At 62.7% G+C, this 16,727-nt stretch carries 18 protein-coding genes; 16 read left to right on the top strand and 2 right to left on the bottom strand.

The window, feature by feature from the left end:
• The first annotated feature begins 1 nt into the window (after position 1).
• From MM194_RS15160 to ttcA, 9 genes are all read left to right on the top strand, one after another.
• Complete coding sequence (locus MM194_RS15160) at positions 2-181, top strand: CcoQ/FixQ family Cbb3-type cytochrome c oxidase assembly chaperone (RefSeq protein WP_033131822.1); 180 nt, start codon at positions 2-4, stop codon at positions 179-181.
• Positions 181-1,170, top strand: a complete 990-nt coding sequence (ccoP, locus tag MM194_RS15155) for a cytochrome-c oxidase, cbb3-type subunit III (protein WP_033131823.1) — start codon at positions 181-183, stop codon at positions 1,168-1,170. The genes MM194_RS15160 and ccoP overlap by 1 nt, the downstream gene beginning before the upstream one ends.
• Positions 1,171-1,283: 113 nt before the next feature.
• Positions 1,284-1,772, top strand: coding sequence for a FixH family protein (locus MM194_RS15150; protein ID WP_241344019.1), 489 nt, complete (start codon positions 1,284-1,286; stop codon positions 1,770-1,772).
• Between the two features lie 99 nt (positions 1,773-1,871).
• The gene (locus MM194_RS15145) at positions 1,872-4,277 is read left to right on the top strand and encodes a heavy metal translocating P-type ATPase (protein WP_241344018.1); all 2,406 of its coding nucleotides are present in this window, start codon (positions 1,872-1,874) and stop codon (positions 4,275-4,277) included.
• A gap of 130 nt (positions 4,278-4,407) precedes the next feature.
• Entirely contained in the window at positions 4,408-4,596 is a 189-nt protein-coding gene (gene ccoS, locus MM194_RS15140) for a cbb3-type cytochrome oxidase assembly protein CcoS (RefSeq protein ID WP_033131826.1), read from the top strand.
• A complete protein-coding gene (locus tag MM194_RS15135) occupies positions 4,580-5,266 on the top strand; it encodes a sulfite exporter TauE/SafE family protein (RefSeq protein ID WP_241344017.1) in 687 nt (228 codons plus the stop codon). Before ccoS ends, MM194_RS15135 begins: the two co-directional genes overlap by 17 nt.
• Before the next feature lie 68 nt (positions 5,267-5,334).
• Positions 5,335-6,090 (top strand): FNR family transcription factor, encoded by a 756-nt coding sequence (locus MM194_RS15130; protein ID WP_033131828.1) that lies wholly within the window; start codon positions 5,335-5,337, stop codon positions 6,088-6,090.
• Between the two features lie 141 nt (positions 6,091-6,231).
• A complete protein-coding gene (gene uspE / locus MM194_RS15125; protein WP_241344016.1) occupies positions 6,232-7,179 on the top strand; it encodes a universal stress protein UspE in 948 nt (315 codons plus the stop codon).
• A 67-nt stretch (positions 7,180-7,246) separates the two neighbouring features.
• Positions 7,247-8,155, top strand: coding sequence for a tRNA 2-thiocytidine(32) synthetase TtcA (ttcA, locus tag MM194_RS15120; RefSeq protein ID WP_033131830.1), 909 nt, complete (start codon positions 7,247-7,249; stop codon positions 8,153-8,155).
• Positions 8,156-8,231: 76 nt separating this feature from the next.
• On the opposite strand, the gene MM194_RS15115 is transcribed toward ttcA, so the two are convergent.
• Together MM194_RS15115 and MM194_RS15110 are read right to left on the bottom strand one after the other, a co-directional pair.
• Positions 8,232-8,897, bottom strand: a complete 666-nt coding sequence (locus MM194_RS15115; RefSeq protein ID WP_241344015.1) for a DUF2987 domain-containing protein — start codon at positions 8,895-8,897, stop codon at positions 8,232-8,234.
• A 27-nt stretch (positions 8,898-8,924) separates the two neighbouring features.
• Positions 8,925-9,677 carry a hypothetical protein gene (locus MM194_RS15110; RefSeq protein WP_241344014.1) on the bottom strand — a complete coding sequence of 251 codons (753 nt, stop codon included), beginning with the start codon at positions 9,675-9,677 and terminating at the stop codon, positions 8,925-8,927.
• A 302-nt stretch (positions 9,678-9,979) separates the two neighbouring features.
• Here MM194_RS15110 and MM194_RS15105 point away from each other — a divergent pair, with 302 nt between their 5' ends.
• From MM194_RS15105 to MM194_RS15075, 7 genes are all read left to right on the top strand, one after another.
• Positions 9,980-10,597: a glutathione S-transferase family protein gene (locus MM194_RS15105; protein ID WP_033131833.1), complete on the top strand. Its 618-nt coding sequence runs from the start codon at positions 9,980-9,982 to the stop codon at positions 10,595-10,597.
• A 209-nt stretch (positions 10,598-10,806) separates the two neighbouring features.
• Positions 10,807-11,226: a D-ribose pyranase gene (rbsD, locus tag MM194_RS15100; protein ID WP_033131834.1), complete on the top strand. Its 420-nt coding sequence runs from the start codon at positions 10,807-10,809 to the stop codon at positions 11,224-11,226.
• A gap of 21 nt (positions 11,227-11,247) precedes the next feature.
• Positions 11,248-12,813, top strand: a complete 1,566-nt coding sequence (gene rbsA / locus MM194_RS15095; protein ID WP_052101157.1) for a ribose ABC transporter ATP-binding protein RbsA — start codon at positions 11,248-11,250, stop codon at positions 12,811-12,813.
• Positions 12,810-13,775, top strand: coding sequence for a ribose ABC transporter permease (rbsC, locus tag MM194_RS15090; RefSeq protein ID WP_241344013.1), 966 nt, complete (start codon positions 12,810-12,812; stop codon positions 13,773-13,775). Before rbsA ends, rbsC begins: the two co-directional genes overlap by 4 nt.
• A gap of 22 nt (positions 13,776-13,797) precedes the next feature.
• Positions 13,798-14,673, top strand: coding sequence for a ribose ABC transporter substrate-binding protein RbsB (gene rbsB, locus MM194_RS15085; protein WP_033131835.1), 876 nt, complete (start codon positions 13,798-13,800; stop codon positions 14,671-14,673).
• A 102-nt stretch (positions 14,674-14,775) separates the two neighbouring features.
• Positions 14,776-15,708 (top strand): ribokinase, encoded by a 933-nt coding sequence (gene rbsK / locus MM194_RS15080; RefSeq protein WP_241344012.1) that lies wholly within the window; start codon positions 14,776-14,778, stop codon positions 15,706-15,708.
• The gene (locus tag MM194_RS15075) at positions 15,708-16,724 is read left to right on the top strand and encodes a substrate-binding domain-containing protein (RefSeq protein WP_033131837.1); all 1,017 of its coding nucleotides are present in this window, start codon (positions 15,708-15,710) and stop codon (positions 16,722-16,724) included. The genes rbsK and MM194_RS15075 overlap by 1 nt, the downstream gene beginning before the upstream one ends.
• Positions 16,725-16,727 lie beyond the last annotated feature (3 nt).

Genomic DNA, 16,727 nt, shown 5'->3' with positions numbered 1-16,727 from the left:
TATGGATTACGGCACATTTCGCGGCCTGTATACCCTGCTGTTGATGATCATCATGATCGCCATCATCGTCTGGGCTTACAGCAAGCGCCGCAAGGCCTCTTTCGACGAGGCTGCCAACCTGGTTTTTGCCGACGACGAGCAACCCAGTGCTGATAACAAGAACGCAGGAGCGAAGCAATAATGAGCACTTTGTTTAGCATTTTTGTGACCGTCATAAGTCTGGGCACCATCATCGGCTGCTTCTTGCTGCTGATGTGGTGCATGAAGGACAAGATGGGCACCGAAGAAGGTCAACCCATGGGGCACACCTTCGACGGCATCGAGGAGATCAACAACCCCTTGCCGAAGTGGTGGTCCTACATGTTCCTCTTCTTCATCGTGACCGGGCTCATCTACCTGCTGGCCTTCCCGGGTCTTGGCAACTTCAAGGGACTGCTGGGCTGGCAGAGCTCCAACCAGGACATTCGCTCCCTGGAAGAGTCCAAGGCAGCGGTTGCCTCCGCCAAGGCCGAGGGGCGCGCGGTCGAGTATGATCGCGAGCTCGCCAAGGCCGATGCCGTCTACGGCGCCAAGTTCCGCGAGCTGGCCTATCAGGCCGATGGCAAGACCTATCGCGCCATCGAGGAGATCGCCGCCGATCCGGAGGCCCGCAAGGTGGGTCAGCGTCTGTTCCTGCAGAACTGCTCCCAGTGCCATGGCTCCGATGCTCGTGGCGGGCGCGGCTTCCCGAACCTGACCGACAGCGAATGGCAATGGGGCGGTCAGCCAGACCAGATCAAGACCACCATCATGGGCGGTCGGCAAGGGGTCATGGCGGCCTGGGGCGAGATCCTGGGTCAGGACGGGGTGAAGGAGGTGGCCTCCTATGTGCTGAGCCTGTCCGGTCGCAAGGTCGATCTGGTGGAAGCCAAGAAGGGGGAAGCCCGTTTCGCCATGTGCGCCGCCTGTCATGGCCCGGATGCCAAGGGCGGCACCGCCTTCGGCGCCCCGGATCTCACCAACAACACCTGGTTGTACGGCGGCTCCCGTCAGGTGGTCGAACAGACTATCACCCACGGCCGTCATGGGGTCATGCCCGCCTGGAAGGATATTCTGGGGGAAGACAAGGTCCAACTGCTGGCATCCTACGTCTACAGCTTGTCCCACAATACAGAGCAAAGTAAGCAGTAACATGTGATAAGCACGTGATTACGCAGCAAAAAGCCTCGACTCTTCGAGGCTTTTTGTTATCTTGTCTTGGCTAAAACCCCTCCATTTTGTTAATCATAGGTTTCGGTAGCACTATGACCCAACCCTGGTATCGCCAATTCTGGCCCTGGTTCATCATCGCCCTCCCCTGCGCCGCCGTGGTCGCGAGCATCGCCACCGCCATCATCGCCAGCAAGGACGGTGTCAATCTGGTGGCCGAGGACTATTACAAACAGGGCAAGGAGATCAATCAGGATCTCAGCAAGTTCGATCGCGCCGAGGCTTTGGGCATCCGCATCGCCCTCGAGGTCAGCGACCGCGAACTCACCCTCAAGCCGCTGGCCGGCGAGATCCCCCCCGGTCAGGCGCTGCGCCTCTCCCTGTTCCACCCGACCCTGGCAGGCCATGACAGCGAGCACCTGATGACGGCCGACGGCAATGGCGTCTATCGCCTCATGCTGGACAAGCCCCTCACCGGCAAGTGGCACATTAGGGTCGATGCCTTCGACCACGACTGGCGCCTGCAAGAGACAGCCCAGTTGCCAACCAAGGCCCCCATCGAGCTGGATCCCAAGGGGCGATAAGCCCCCCATGGACGGCAGTGTTCACCGCGGTTAATCCATCCCACGCACGACAACCCCTTGCTCCGCTTCGGATCGCCATCTCAAGGAGGCATCAATACCATGACCGGCTGTTTTCACTGTGGTGAGTCGGTGCCCGATGGCAGTGCCGACTATGCCCTCGAGATCAAGGGCATAGTACAACCCATGTGCTGCCCCGGCTGCCGGGCCGTGGCCCAGACCATTCTCGAATGCGGCCTCGCCAGCTATTACGAACATCGCACCGCCCCTGGCATCAAGGGGGAGCTGGTACCCAGCGAGCTGGCCGCCCTCACCCACTACGATTTGGCCGAGGTGCAGCAGGATTTCGTGGTAGAAACCGGTTCTGGCAGTCAAACACTTCGCGAAATACAGCTCAGTGTGGAAGGTCTCACCTGCGCCGCCTGCGCCTGGCTTATCGAGCGCCACCTGACCAAACTGCCCGGCCTGCACTATGTCAACGTCAACACCACCACCCACAGGGCCCGCATCAAGTGGGATCCGGCCACCCTCTCGTTGAGCGACATCCTCAAGGGCTTCGCCAAGATTGGCTATCGCGCCTATCCGTTTCAGACCCACAGCCAGGAGGCACTCTACGCCCGCGAGGTGCGCAGCTACATGTTCCGCATGGCGTTGGCGGGTCTGGGCTCCATGCAGGTGATGATGTGCGCCGTGGCGCTCTACATGGATCTCTTCATCAGCGTCGAAGAGGAGTTCATGATCTACTTCAAGTGGATAAGCCTGCTGCTCTCGACCCCCATCATGATCTACTCCGCCCAGCCGTTTTACGTAGGGGCCTGGCGCAGCCTGAAACAGGGCCACCTCTCCATGGACGTGTCGGTGTCGCTGGCGCTGATCGGTGCCTTCGCCGCCTCCATCTGGGCCACGGTGTTCAACACAGGTGAGGTCTATTACGACTCCATCACCATGTTTGTCTTCTTCCTGTTGCTGGGCCGGTTGCTCGAGCTCAGGGCCAGGCGCAAGGCATCGGAATCGAGCTCCAACCTGGCGCGGCTGGTGCCCATCATGGCGACCCGCATCGACGAAGACGGCGAGCAGGAGGTGGCCGCCAAGACCCTGCGGGTCGGCGACCGGGTGCGGGTGCTGGCCGGTGCCACCCTGCCCGCCGACGGCATCATAGTGGCGGGGACCGCCAGCCTCGACGAATCCATGCTGACCGGCGAACAGTTGCCCCTGCTCAAGCAAGGGGGAGATCCCGTCTATGCCGGCACCATCAATACCGATGCGCCGCTGGAGATCCGGGTCAGCCACGCCATCGAGGAGTCGCGCCTCGCCCAGATCATGCGGCTGCAAGACAGCGCCCTCGATGACAAGCCCGCCATCGCCCAGCTGGCCGATGTGCTCTCCCGCCACTTCATTCTGGTGTTGCTCCTCATCGCGGCCGCGGTCTGGACCTTCTGGCACTTCCACGAGCCACAGCGGGCCTTCTGGGTCACCCTGGCGGTGCTGGTAGCCACCTGCCCCTGCGCCCTGTCGCTCGCGACCCCGACCGCGCTCACCTCGGCCACCGCCAACCTCACTCGCAACGGCATCTTGCTGCGCCGTGGCCATGTGCTGGACGTGCTGACCCGCGCCAACCGGGTGGTGATGGACAAGACCGGCACCCTGACCACGGGCAATATCAGCCTGGTGAGCACCCAACTGCTGGCCGAACTGAGTGAGGCAGACTGTCTCGCCATCGCCTGCGCCCTGGAGAGCCATTCCGAGCACCCCATCGCCCGCGCCTTCAAGCACCTGGATTCCACCGATGCCCTGCTGACGGCCAGCGAGGTCACCCCCGTGATTGGATACGGCATTCAGGGTCTGGTAGCAGGCACCCAATACCGGATCGGCAGTGCCCGCTGGTTGGGGTTGGCAGGCGATAAGGGGCAGGATAACCAGGAGAGCGGCCTCGCCATCTACCTGGCCGACGACCGCCGGCTGCTGGCCCGTTTCACCCTGGCCGACACAGTGAGAGCGGATGCCAAGGCGCTCATTGCGGCCTTCCAGGCCGCTGGCCTCAAGACCACCATACTCACCGGCGACGGCTCTACCGAGGCCGATGCGGTGGCCCGCGAGCTCGGGGTGGATGAGCTGGTGAAGGGCATGACCCCCGATGGCAAGCTCGCCTACCTCAAGGCGCGGGAGGCCGCGGGGGACATCAGCATCATGGTGGGGGATGGCATCAACGACGCCCCCGTGCTGGCGGGTGCCCACGCCTCCTTTGCCATGGCGGGGGGCACGGATCTGGCCAAGAACAGTGCCGATGCCATCTTGCTGGCGGACGATCTCTCCCGCCTGCTGACGGCCCGTACCCTGGCGCTGCGCACCCGCAAGATCATCAAGGAGAACTTCGCCTGGTCCATCGGTTATAACCTGCTGGTGCTGCCGCTGGCGGCCAGCGGCTGGTTGCCCCCCTATCTGGCGGCGGCGGGCATGTCCCTGAGCTCCCTCATCGTGGTCACCAACTCCATGCGCCTGAACCGCTGACTCCCATCGCTACATTCATGGCCTGCCTGCGTCGCAGGCCACATTTCTGGCCGATGGCGGCTGGCCCCGGGCCCGAACAGGGTTACCATGGGGCTTCGCCGCCAAAGGCACCACTGCCAAGGTAGAGACCATGAACATCATCTTCGTCCTCATCCCCATCGCCATCCTGTTCGTCATCATCGCCGGGGTCGTCTTCTTCTGGGCCATTCGCTCCGAACAATTCGAGGATCTCGACCGCCAGGGCTCCAACATACTGTTCGACGAGGAAGAGCGCATGACCAAGCCGCAGGACAAGCAGCGCGATGACCAGCAGTCTTGATCTGATGGGCGCCCTGCTGGTAGGGCTGGCAGGCTCTGGCCACTGCATCGCCATGTGCGGCGGGGTCTCCGCCGCCCTCTCCATGGCCATTCCTCCCGAGAAACAGCACTTCTGGGGCAGGTTGAGTTACCTGCTCAACTACAACCTTGGCCGGATCCTGAGCTACGTGATCGCGGGCGCCCTGGTGGGAGGCTTGCTGGCCACCGCCGGCGAGCTGGGGGCCGGCAAACACGCCATCGCCGGCCTGAGGCTGGTGGCGGCCCTGCTGATGATCGCCCTTGGCCTCTATCTGGCGGGCTGGTGGCAGGGCGTTCTGCTACTGGAGCGTGTTGGTGCGAAATTTTGGCCCTATATCAAGCCGCTGGCAGGTAGATTCATCCCCTTCCACTCGGCCCTGCAGGCCCTCCCCTTTGGCATGGTGTGGGGCTGGCTGCCCTGCGGTCTGGTCTACTCCATGCTGACCTGGAGTGCGGCGGCCGGCTCCGCCAGCGGCGGGGCCTTGCTCATGTTCTGCTTCGGCATCGGCACCCTGCCGACCCTGTTTGCATTGGGCGGTCTGGCGGACAGGTTGCGTTACTGGCTGACCCTGCGCAGCCTGCGCGTCGGAGGGGCTCTGCTGCTCATCCTGTATGGACTGCATACCCTCTGGATCAGCATTGCATCCTTTTGAAACCCTATCCAAAACGGATGAGTTAATGGTAAACTTGTTTGATATAAATCAATTATTCATATGAGCCTATGATCCCGGACAAGAAACCTGGCAGACGTATTCAGAGCGGTGGCTGTGCAATTCATTGCCAGGATTGCAGCATCAGCCAGCTCTGCATTCCCTTCACGCTGAACGACAGCGAGCTCGATCAGCTGGACAGCATCATCGAGCGCAAGAAGCCGATCCAGAAGGGTGAGGAACTGTTCAAGGCCGGCGATGAGCTGAAGTCGCTCTATGCCATTCGCTCCGGGACCATCAAGTCATACACCATCACCGAACAGGGTGACGAGCAGATCACCGCCTTCCATCTCGCTGGCGATCTGGTCGGCTTCGACGCCATCCACAAACAGGCACACCCCTCCTTCGCCCAGGCGCTGGAAACTGCCATGGTGTGTGAAATTCCGTTCGATGTGCTCGACGATCTCTCCGGCAAGATGCCCAAGCTCCGTCAACAGATCATGCGGTTGATGAGCAGCGAGATCATGGGGGATCAGGAGATGATCCTGCTGCTCTCCAAGAAGAATGCCGAAGAGCGTCTCGCGGCCTTCCTGCACAATCTGTCGGTGCGCTTCTCCGAGCGCGGCTTCTCCGCCAAGGAGTTCCGTCTCTCCATGACCCGCGGTGACATCGGCAACTACCTCGGCCTCACCGTCGAGACCATCAGTCGTCTGCTCGGTCGCTTCCAGAAGTCCGGCCTCATCAGCGTCAAGGGCAAGTACATCACAGTGCTGGATCACGTGGCCCTCGGCGTCATGGCCGGTGCAACCCGCCCCTCCTGCGGCTGATCTGCTGCCCCGCACAATTTATCCCCAGCCGGATCGGTTTGACCCGAAATTTGATCCGGCACACCTTCTCGTGCCCCCCCTTGGACTAAGCTGTAAAAGCTAAAGAACTGCCATCATTGGCTTTTTGCCAAGGAGGAGAACATGGTCAAGTACCGAAACATTCTGGTGGTGATCAACCCGGAAGAGGAGCGCCAGATCGCGCTCGAACGCGCGGTCAAGGTCGCCGAGCTGGACGAGGGCGCCCAGCTGACCCTGCTGCTGACCATCTACGACTTCTCGTACGAGATGACCGCCATGCTGTCGGTGGATGAGCGCGAAGAGATGCGTCACGGCGTCATCTCCCAGCGCCGGGAATGGCTCGACGAGATCTTGCGGCCCTATCGCGCCAGGGGGCTGGAGTGCGAGATCAAGGTGCTCTGGCACAATCGTCCCTTCGAGTGCGTGATCCAGGAGGTGCTGACCCAGCGCCATGATCTGGTGGTCAAGGCGACCCACAAACACTCCTTCCTGCAGACCTTCATTTTCACCCCGACCGACTGGCACCTGCTGCGCAAGTGCCCCTGCCCCGTCCTGCTGGTCAAGGAGGGTCACTGGCAGCGCGGTGGCAACACCATCGCCGCCATCAACTGCTCGAGCGACGATCTGGAGCAGAAGGTGCTCAACGAGCGCATCACCCGCGAGGGTATAGCCATCGCCGACTTGCTCGGCTCCAACCTCTATCTGGTCAACACCTACCCGGGTACCCCGGTCAATGTGGCCATCGAGTTGCCCGAGTTCGACCCCAACGCCTACAACGACGCCATCCGCAAACACCACGAGGATCTGCTGCGCGAGCATGCCGATCAGTTCGGTATCGGCCATATGTGGACCCGGGTCGCCGAAGGGTTGCCGGAAGAGGTGCTGCCCGACATGGCGGACGATCTCAAGGCCACTCTGATGATCATGGGCTGCGTCGGTCGCACCGGCCTCTCCGCCGCCCTGCTCGGCAATACCGCGGAGCATGTGGTGGATCGGCTCAACTGCGACATCCTGATCCTCAAACCGGACGATTACAGCTGCCCGGTGGATGACAGGCGCCATCCGGCATAAGCGTTTCTTGCCCTCCCCCGGGACATGGCTATAATAAGCCGCTTATTTTTGTCCCGGGTTTGAGGCCATGCACGAAGAGCTTAACGCCAAAGAGAAATACAGTTTCAACAAGCTGCAGAAACGCCTGCGGCGCAACGTGGGTCAGGCCATCGCCGACTTCAACATGATTGAAGAGGGTGACAAGATCATGGTGTGCCTGTCTGGCGGCAAAGACAGCTTCGCCATGCTCGACATCCTGATGAGCCTCAAGGCGAGCGCCCCCATCCATTTCGATCTGGTGGCCGTCAACTTGGATCAGAAACAACCCGGCTTCCCCGAGCACGTGCTGCCAGAGTACCTGGCCACCCTCGGCATCGACTTCAAGATCGTCGAGGAGGACACCTACTCCATCGTCAAGGACAAGGTACCGGAAGGCAAGACCACCTGTGCCCTCTGCTCCCGCCTGCGTCGCGGTATTCTCTACCGCAGCGCCCTGGAGCTGGGTTGCACCAAGATTGCCCTGGGTCACCACCGCGACGACATTCTTGAGACCCTGTTCCTCAACATGTTCTACGGCGGCAAGCTCAAGTCCATGCCCCCCAAGCTGGTGAGTGACGATGGCAAGAACGTGGTGATCCGCCCGCTGGCCTACTGCAAGGAGAAGGACCTAGTGCGTTACGCCGAGGTCAAGGCCTTCCCCATCATCCCCTGCAACCTGTGCGGCTCCCAGGAGAACCTGCAGCGCCAGGCCATCAAGCAGATGATGCAGGATTGGGATCGCCGCTTCCCCGGCCGCATCGAGACCATGTTCACCGCCATTCAGGACGTGATCCCGAGCCACCTGCTCGATCACAAGCTGTTTGACTTCAAGAGCATCAATCGCGACTCCGGCATCATAGATGGCGGTGACAAGGCCTTCGATCCGCCCGAGCTGCCGACCGCGCCCCTGCTCAACATCGACGAGATGGACGTGCTGGATGTGATCGAGGTGCGGTAAACCCGCGTTAGCCCCATCATGCAACCATGAAAAAGGAGCGCCCGGCGCTCCTTTTTCATTCATCGGTCTGACGCCCTCACTCCTTGTGCAGCCAGGGCGTGAGGCGCAGGATCTCCCCCTGCACTTGCAATGAACCCGCAGCAAACTCGGTGAGCTGCTCGTTGCCGAGCAGCAGTTGGCCCCCTTGCCAGGGCAAGGCCTGCTGGCGGGCGCCGTCGATGAGATAGGCGGTGCCGCTCGGCTGCGCCAGGCTTATCCGCACCCCTTCCATGCTGGGCAGGAAGTATTTGCCGATCATGCCCGCCAACTTGTCCAACAGCCTCTGCATGTCCTGCTGGCCCGCCTGCAATGCGCTCACCTCAAGCGCCCCCTTGGGCACATCCGCCATCACCTGCACCGACAGATCGCAGCGCTCGTGGGGCTCCCCCAATTCGACCAGCACACTGGCCTTGTCGAGGTTGAGATCGTCGTCATAGGGCAGGCGCAGCTCGCTGTCCATGGTGACCTCGGCGGCCACCTCCCGCTCCGCTGTCGTCACCCGCGCCGAGGTCAGGGTACAGCGCTGACCGTTTTGTGGATCGGTCAGATAAAACCCCAGCCGGGCCTGACCAAACTCGCCCTTGGCAAAGGTCTTCATCTGGCTGTAGAAGGTGCCGTATTGCAGCTCAAGGGAGGGCTGCGCCAGCACCAGGGCCGGCAGCATCAGCAAGCTTGCCGCCGCGCCGTATCGAAACCGCTTCATGTGCCATCCTTTTGCGTCACGCATGGTTCATGCATTGAAATGATCGGGGCCGGCCTCGGGGTTGTTATCACCCACCTCGGTCACCTCGACGGCGATCCCGCACAAGTCCCGATAGAGGATCCCCTTGCAGTTGAAATAGAGGGGGGCCAGCCAGATAAGTCCCAACCCCATGGGGATCAAGGCCAGGAAGAACAGCGCCATCATGACGCCATGCAGCAGCACTATGCTGGGCCAGCCGCGGGCAAACAGCTTGAGGGAGACCAGAATGGCCTGGGCGGGCGACAGGCCGCGCTCCAGCACCAGCGGCACGGTGAACACCAGCCCCATGCCCACCAGCGCGGAGGGAATGAAGGCCAGCACCACCGGCAGCCCCACCAGCTCGAACAGCGGGCCAAACAGACTGGTGATGAGGCTGCCCAGCAGACTCAGGCTGCCCAGGCGCAGGAAGTGGCGGAAGAAGTCGAACACCTGATTTGGACGGGCCCGAACCCCCACCGATTGCTGCAATCCCAGCATGTCGAGGGAGGAGGTCATGGGGGACATGATAACGGTGATGAGCAGGCTGATCACCAGCGCCATGTCCATGTCACCCTCCTGGCTGACATAGGGCGCCAACAGCTGGTTGCTCAGCAGGATCCAGATCGCCATGACCCCACCGATGGCCAGCGCCAGGCCGAAACCGGTGCGGCGGGTCTGTTGCCAGCCCTCTTTCAACACCTCTTGCAGGTCCAGACGGTATCCCTGGCTGAGGGACTGTTCGAGGGTTCCACCGATCCGCATTTTATTACTCAATTGACTATCCAACATCGAAAGCGACTGATCCAAGGTGGCACATTATAGCGATTTGACCGGGCATGCGTAGCCGTTTTTCCTGTTATCTTCTGTTCAGAAAGCCATTGATTTCACTGAGGGGTGTTCAGTTTTTCCATACAACTATGAGGCCCTGACGCGACCACAGCAGCGACTCGAACAAGCCTCCCTTGGCCCGGGCGGCACATGGGGGTAGGATGCCGAAGGCTCGCCCGGTTACCCGCCGGGCGAAACCTGACTCGCTGCATAACCCGTACACAAGGAGATCTGCCATGTCTGACCTGACGCTCTATCTCGCCCCCGGCACCTGCGCCATGGCGGTCCGCATCGCCCTGGTGGAGGCCGACGCCCCGCACCAGCTGAAGTTGCTCGACTTCGCCGCCGGTGAGCAGCGCTCCCCCGCCTATCTCGCCATCAACCCCAAGGGGCGAGTGCCGGCGCTGGTCACCGAGCGCGGCGTGCTGACCGAAACCCCGGCCCTGCTGCTCTATGTGGCTCAGCGCTTCCCGGCAGCACGGCTCGCCCCGCTTGAGGATCCCTTCCTGCTGGCCCGCATGCAGGAGGTCAACAGCTTCCTCGCCTCCACTGTGCACGTCTCTCATGCCCACGGCCGGCGCGCCAGTCGCTGGGCCGACGACGAACAGGCCATCGCCGCCATGCAGGCCAAGATGCCGCAAAACATGCGTGACGGCTTTGCCGAGATAGAGCACCACTACCTTGCCGGCCCCTGGGTGCTGGGTGAGCAGTTCAGCCTGGCCGACATCTATCTGTTCGTGGTCGCCAGCTGGCTTGCGAACGACGGCGTCGCTATCGACGAATTCCCCAAGGTGGCGGCGCACAGTCGCCGGATGCTGGCCCGCCCCGCCGTGCAGCAGGCCCTCTCCCTCTGAATTTTTCGCATGATCGGGTGCCAGTGCTCTTCTGGCACCCGCTTTGCCCCACTGTCCCACCCGCATTGAGATCGTTTTCACACTTTCATCATCTGTCGCTAGACCCGTTAACGGTTAGCGCCTATCTTTCGCCTCAAGACGCAACCGGTTGCGTAACCGGTTGCCTGGCAGGATAACAGAGATGCGGGGTCCACCCGCCGAGGTGCTGTATGAAACGAGGCAAGCTGCTCAATGCCCCCCTGAGTGCCCTGGTGGCACAGATGGGTCACACCGACGAGATCACCGTTTGCGATGCCGGTCTGCCGATCCCGGCGGGCCCGGAGCGCATCGATCTGGCGCTGATGGCGGGCACCCCCAGCCTTGAGGCAGTGCTGACCGCACTCTTTACCGATCTGGTGGTGGAGAAGGTGATCATGGCGAGCGAGCTCAAGCTGATCAGTCCGCTCGCTCACCAGGCACTGCTCGATCAGATTGCGTCGCACGCGCTCGATCAGGGCAAGCCCATCGCCGTCGAATATTGCCTGCACGAAACGTTCAAGAGCCGTACCCGGCAGAGCAAGGCCATAGTGCGCACCGGCGAGGTGACGCCCTACGCCAACCTCATCCTCTGCGCCGGCGTGGCGTTTTAAGGCCATCCTAAGGAAACTGCCATGAGCACCCTCTCCTCGCCTTCCCCCGACCTCACCGGGAACGCCAAGGCCCTCCCCTCGCCCATTCTGGAGCTCACCGGGATCGTCAAGACCTTCCCCGGGGTGCGCGCCCTCGATGAGGCCGGCCTGCGAGTCTACCCGGGCCAGGTAATGGCCCTGCTCGGTGAAAACGGCGCCGGCAAATCCACCTTGATGAAGGTGCTGACCGGCATCTATCAGGCCGACAGCGGCGCTGTCAGCTATCGCGGCCAGCCGGTCCACTTCAAGGGGCCGCGAGACTCTCAGGATCAGGGCATCAGCATCATCCACCAGGAGCTGAACCTGCTGCCGGAGCTCTCCATTGCCGCCAACATCTTCCTCGGCCGCGAACCGCGCACCCGCTTTGGCAACATCGATCACCCGCAGTTGCGCGCGCGGGCCGGCACCCTGCTGGCTCGACTCGGGGTCAAGCATGGCCCGGACACCCGGCTCGGGGATCTCTCCATCGGTGAACAGCAGATGGTGGAGATCGCCAAGGCGCTGTCGTTCGATGCCAGCGTCATCATCATGGATGAGCCCACCGATGCGCTGACCGACACCGAGACCGAGCAGCTGTTTGTTGTCATCCGCGAACTGCGTGAGCAGGGCTGCGGCATCGTCTACATCTCCCATCGCCTGAAGGAGATCTTCCAGATCTGCGACCGCGTCACCGTGCTGCGGGACGGCAAGTGGATTGGCGAGCAGGCGGTGAGCGAGCTGGACGAGGACAGGATCATCGAGATGATGGTCGGCCGCCGGCTGGAGGAGCAGTACCCGCGCCTCGCCCGCGAGCTCGGCCCCGTCAGCCTGCAGGTGAAAGATCTGAGCGGCCCCGGCGTGCGCGGGGTGAGCTTCTCCCTGCGCCAGGGAGAGATCCTGGGCTTCAGCGGCCTGATGGGCTCGGGGCGCACCGAGCTGATGAAGCTCATCTACGGCGCCAACCTCATCAGCGCCGGTGAGATTGCCGTGGATGGTCACGCCCTGCGGCCCCGCAGCCCCGCCGATGGCCTCAAGGCCGGCATCGCCTACATCTCCGAGGATCGCAAGGGGGATGGCCTGGTGCTGGAGCTGTCGGTGCGGGAGAACATGAGCCTCTGTGCCCTTAACGAATTCAACAAGGGTGGCCGGATCGACGGCAAGGCGGAGCGCCAGGCGGTGGCCGACTACGTGCGGCTGTTCAACATCAAGACCCCGAGCGGCGAACAGCTGATCAAGCTGCTCTCCGGCGGCAACCAGCAGAAGGTCGCCATCGCCAAGGGACTGTTGACTCGTCCCAAGGTGCTGATCCTCGACGAGCCTACCCGCGGCGTCGACGTGGGGGCAAAAAAAGAGATCTACCAGCTCATCAACCAGTTCAAGAAGGAGGGGATGAGCATCATCCTGGTCTCCTCCGAGATGCCGGAGGTGCTCGGCATGAGCGACCGCATCCTGGTGATGCACGAGGGACGCATCAGCGCAGAATTCATGTCCCGTGACGCCAATCAGGAGAAACTGATGGCCGCGGCAGTCGGTAAACAGTGGCAAGCAGAGCAAGAGGCACAGCAATGACAACCCAAACCCTTCCCCGCCGTGGCGTCATGAGCAAGGCCTGGTGGATCGAGAACAAATCCCTGGTAGCCCTCTTGGTGCTGATCGGCGTGGTCTCCTTCCTGAGCCCGAACTTCTTCACCGCCGACAACCTGCTCAACATACTGCGCCAGACCTCGGTCAACGCCATCATCGCCGTCGGCATGACGCTGGTCATCCTCACCGCCGGCATTGATCTCTCGGTCGGCTCCGTGCTGGCCCTGTGCGGCGCCTTGGCCGCCACCATGGTGGCCATGGAGCTGCCGATCTGGCTGGTGGTGCCGCTCACCCTGGGCGCCGGCGCCCTGCTCGGCGGCGTCAGCGGGCTCATCATCGCCAAGGGCAAGGTGCAGGCCTTCATCGCCACCCTGGTGACCATGACAGCCCTGCGCGGCGTGACCATGGTCTACACCGAGGGGCGCCCCATCTCCACCGGCTTCAGCGACGGTGCCGATCACTTCGCCTGGCTGGGTACCGGTTACCTGTTCGGCCTGCCGGTGCCCATCTGGCTGATGGCCATCGTCTTCCTGCTGGCCTGGTACCTGCTCAATCACACCCGTCTCGGCCGTTACATCTATGCCCTCGGCGGCAACGAGTCGGCCACCCGCCTCTCCGGCATCAACGTGGCCCGGGTCAAGCTCGCGGTCTACGGTCTGTGCGGCATGCTATCGGCCCTGGCCGGCCTCATCGTCACCTCCCGCCTGTCGTCGGCCCAGCCGACCGCCGGCATGGGCTACGAGCTGGATGCCATCGCCGCCGTGGTGCTGGGTGGCACCAGCCTGATGGGGGGCAAGGGCCGCATCATGGGGACCCTGATCGGGGCACTCATCATCGGCTTCCTCAACAACGCCCTCAACCTGCTCGACGTCTCGTCCTATTACCAGATGATTGCCAAGGCCAGCGTGATCCTGCTCGCCGTGATGATCGATAACAAAAGCAAGTAATGCACACACAAGGAATGAAACGATGAAAAAGCTCAATACCCTGCTCGCCGCCGCCATCATGTCCGTGCTGGGCACTGCCCAGGCTGCCGATCACACCCTGGCCATGGTGGTGTCCACCCTCAACAACCCCTTCTTCGTCACCATGAAGGAAGGGGCCGAAGCCAAGGCCAAGGAGCTTGGCTACGAGCTGGTGGTGCTGGATTCCCAGAACGATCCGGCCAAGGAGCTCTCCAACGTGGAAGATCTCACCGTGCGCAAGGTCGACGCCATCCTGATCAACCCGACCGACTCCGAGGCCGTGGGCAACGCCATTCGTCTGGCCAACAAGGCCAACATTCCGGTGCTGACCCTGGACAGAGGCGCGGCCCAGGGTGAGGTCAAGGCCCATATCGCCTCCGACAACGTGGCCGGTGGCAAGCTGGCCGGTGACTTCATCACCGAGAAGCTGGGGACCGGCACCAAGGTGATCCAGCTCGAAGGGATCGCCGGCACCTCCGCCGCCCGTGACCGTGGTGAGGGCTTCGCCCTGGCGGTGGCCGCCAACAAGCTGCAGGTGCTGGCTTCCCAGCCCGCCGACTTCGATCGCACCAAGGGTCTGAACGTCATGGAGAACCTGCTGGCCGCCCACCCGACAGTGCAGGCCGTGTTCGCCCAGAACGACGAGATGGCGCTGGGTGCCATCCGCGCCGTACAGGCGGCCGGCAAAGAGGTGATGATCGTCGGCTTCGACGGCACGGACGATGGCAAGGCGGCGGTGGCCAAGGGTAAACTGGCCGCCACCGTGGCCCAACAGCCTGCCCTGATCGGTGCCATCGGTGTGGAAACCGCCGACAAGGTGCTCAAGGGCCAACCGGTGGAGCAATCCATCCCGGTGCCGCTGCAAATCGTCAGCAAATAAGTCTGATACAGGGGGAGGTTCGCCTCCCCCTTGCTCGTTCCGACAGAGCCGCTCGGCTTGGGCCCACTCAAGCCAAGATGTTCTCAATCAAGGGTGATCGATATGAATCGTCTCGTAGTTCTCGGCAGCGTCAATGCGGATCATGTGCTGCGCGTCCCCCACTTTCCCCGTCCCGGTGAAACCCTGACCGGCCACGGCTACCAGGTCGTCCCCGGTGGCAAGGGGGCGAACCAGGCGGTCGCCGCCGCCCGTCTCGGTGCGGCCGTCTCCTTTATCGCCCGCATCGGCGATGATGCCATCGGCCATCAGATGAAGGCAGGTTTTGCCCAGGACGGCATCGACGTCAGCGCGGTGGAGCAGGATGAGCGGCTGCCCACCGGCATCGCCATCATCTATGTGAGCGATGAGGGAGAGAACAGCATCGGCATCTCCGCCGAAGCCAATGGCGCCCTCTCCCCCGCCATGGTCAAGCGCCATGAGACCCTGATTGCCAACGCCCATACCCTGCTGCTGCAGCTGGAGGTGCCGCTGGAGAGCGTGTTCGAAGCCGCCAGGCTGGCTCGCACCCAGGGCACCCGGGTGGTGCTCAATCCGGCGCCCGCCCAACCGCTGTCAGCCGATCTGCTGGCGCTGGTGGATCTCATCACCCCCAACCAGACCGAGGCCGAGTTGCTGACCGGGGTCAAGGTGACCGACGAGGCCAGCGCCGCAGAGGCAGCCGCCCGCTTCCACCAGATGGGCATCGCGGAGGTGATGATCACCCTTGGCTCCCAGGGGGTCTATTGCAGCAACGGTTCCCGACAGATGCTTGCACCTGGATTTAAGGTAGAAGCAGTGGATACCACTGCCGCAGGGGACACTTTCAATGGCGCCCTGCTGGCGGCTGAGCTTGCGGGAGCCGATTTTAACGCTGCGGTGCGCTTCGCTCACGGGGCGGCGGCGCTGTCGGTCACCCGACTCGGTGCCCAGAGCTCCATCCCGGCCAAGGCCGAAGTCGACACATTCCTGCTCGCGCAAGCCGCGCAGGGACACTGATGGCCAACATCAAGGAGGTCGCGGCGCGGGCGGGAGTCTCCACCACCACGGTGTCCCACGTCATCAACGAGACCCGCGTCGTGGCGCAGGAGACCCGGGAGCGGGTGTTCGCGGCCATGCAGGCGCTCAACTACGCCCCCAGTCTGGTGGCCCGCAGCCTCAAGGTGAAGGAGACCAACAGCATCGGCATGCTGGTCACCACCTCCAGCAACCCCTTCTTCGCCGAGGTGGTGCGCGGGGTGGAGCGTTACTGTTTCGAGCAAGGCTACAACCTGATGCTGGGCAACACCGAGGGCCAGGCCGAGACCGCCCTCTCCTACCTCAAGATGATGCTCAGGAAACGGGTGGATGGCCTGCTCATCATGTGCAGCGAGGGGCAACAGGAGGTGTTCAACCAGCTCGACTGGCTCAAGAGCCTGCCGGTGGTGGTGATGGACTGGGGCATGGAGAGCCGCGAGGTGGATCTCATCGCCGACAACTCCCATCAGGGGGGCTATCTTGCCACCCGCCATCTGATCGAGCTCGGTCACCGCGATATCGGCTGCATCACGGGCCCCCAGAGCCGGGCCCCTGCCGATCAGCGCCTGGCGGGCTTCGAGCAGGCGATGCGGGAGGCTGGCCTGGCCATCAACCCGTCCTGGATCCTGGAGGGGGATTTCGACTGTGCCAGTGGTCACGACGCCATGCTCCACCTGCTGGCTCTGCCGACACGACCGAGTGCGCTCTTCGTGTGCAACGACATGATGGCCATGGGGGTCATCAGCGCAGCGCACCGCGCAGGCCTCGCCATCCCGCGGGATCTCTCCCTGGTCGGCTACGACAACGTGGCCCTGGCCCAATACATGTCGCCCCCGTTGACCACGGTCAATCAGCCGAAAGAGGAGCTGGGTCGCCTCGCCGTCACCCGCCTGCTGGCCAGGATCAACGGCGAGACCATCGATAATCACATGATCACCGTCGACCCTGACCTGGTGATCAGAGACTCCTGCGCTCCCTTCCTTCCCCTGCTCGACTGAACC

Origin of the sequence: Aeromonas sp. MR16, assembly GCF_022549315.1 — a bacterium.
Taxonomy (GTDB): domain Bacteria; phylum Pseudomonadota; class Gammaproteobacteria; order Enterobacterales; family Aeromonadaceae; genus Aeromonas; species Aeromonas aquatica.
Note: the sequence above shows the minus strand (reverse complement) of the source record. Positions and strands in the feature narration are given on the sequence as shown.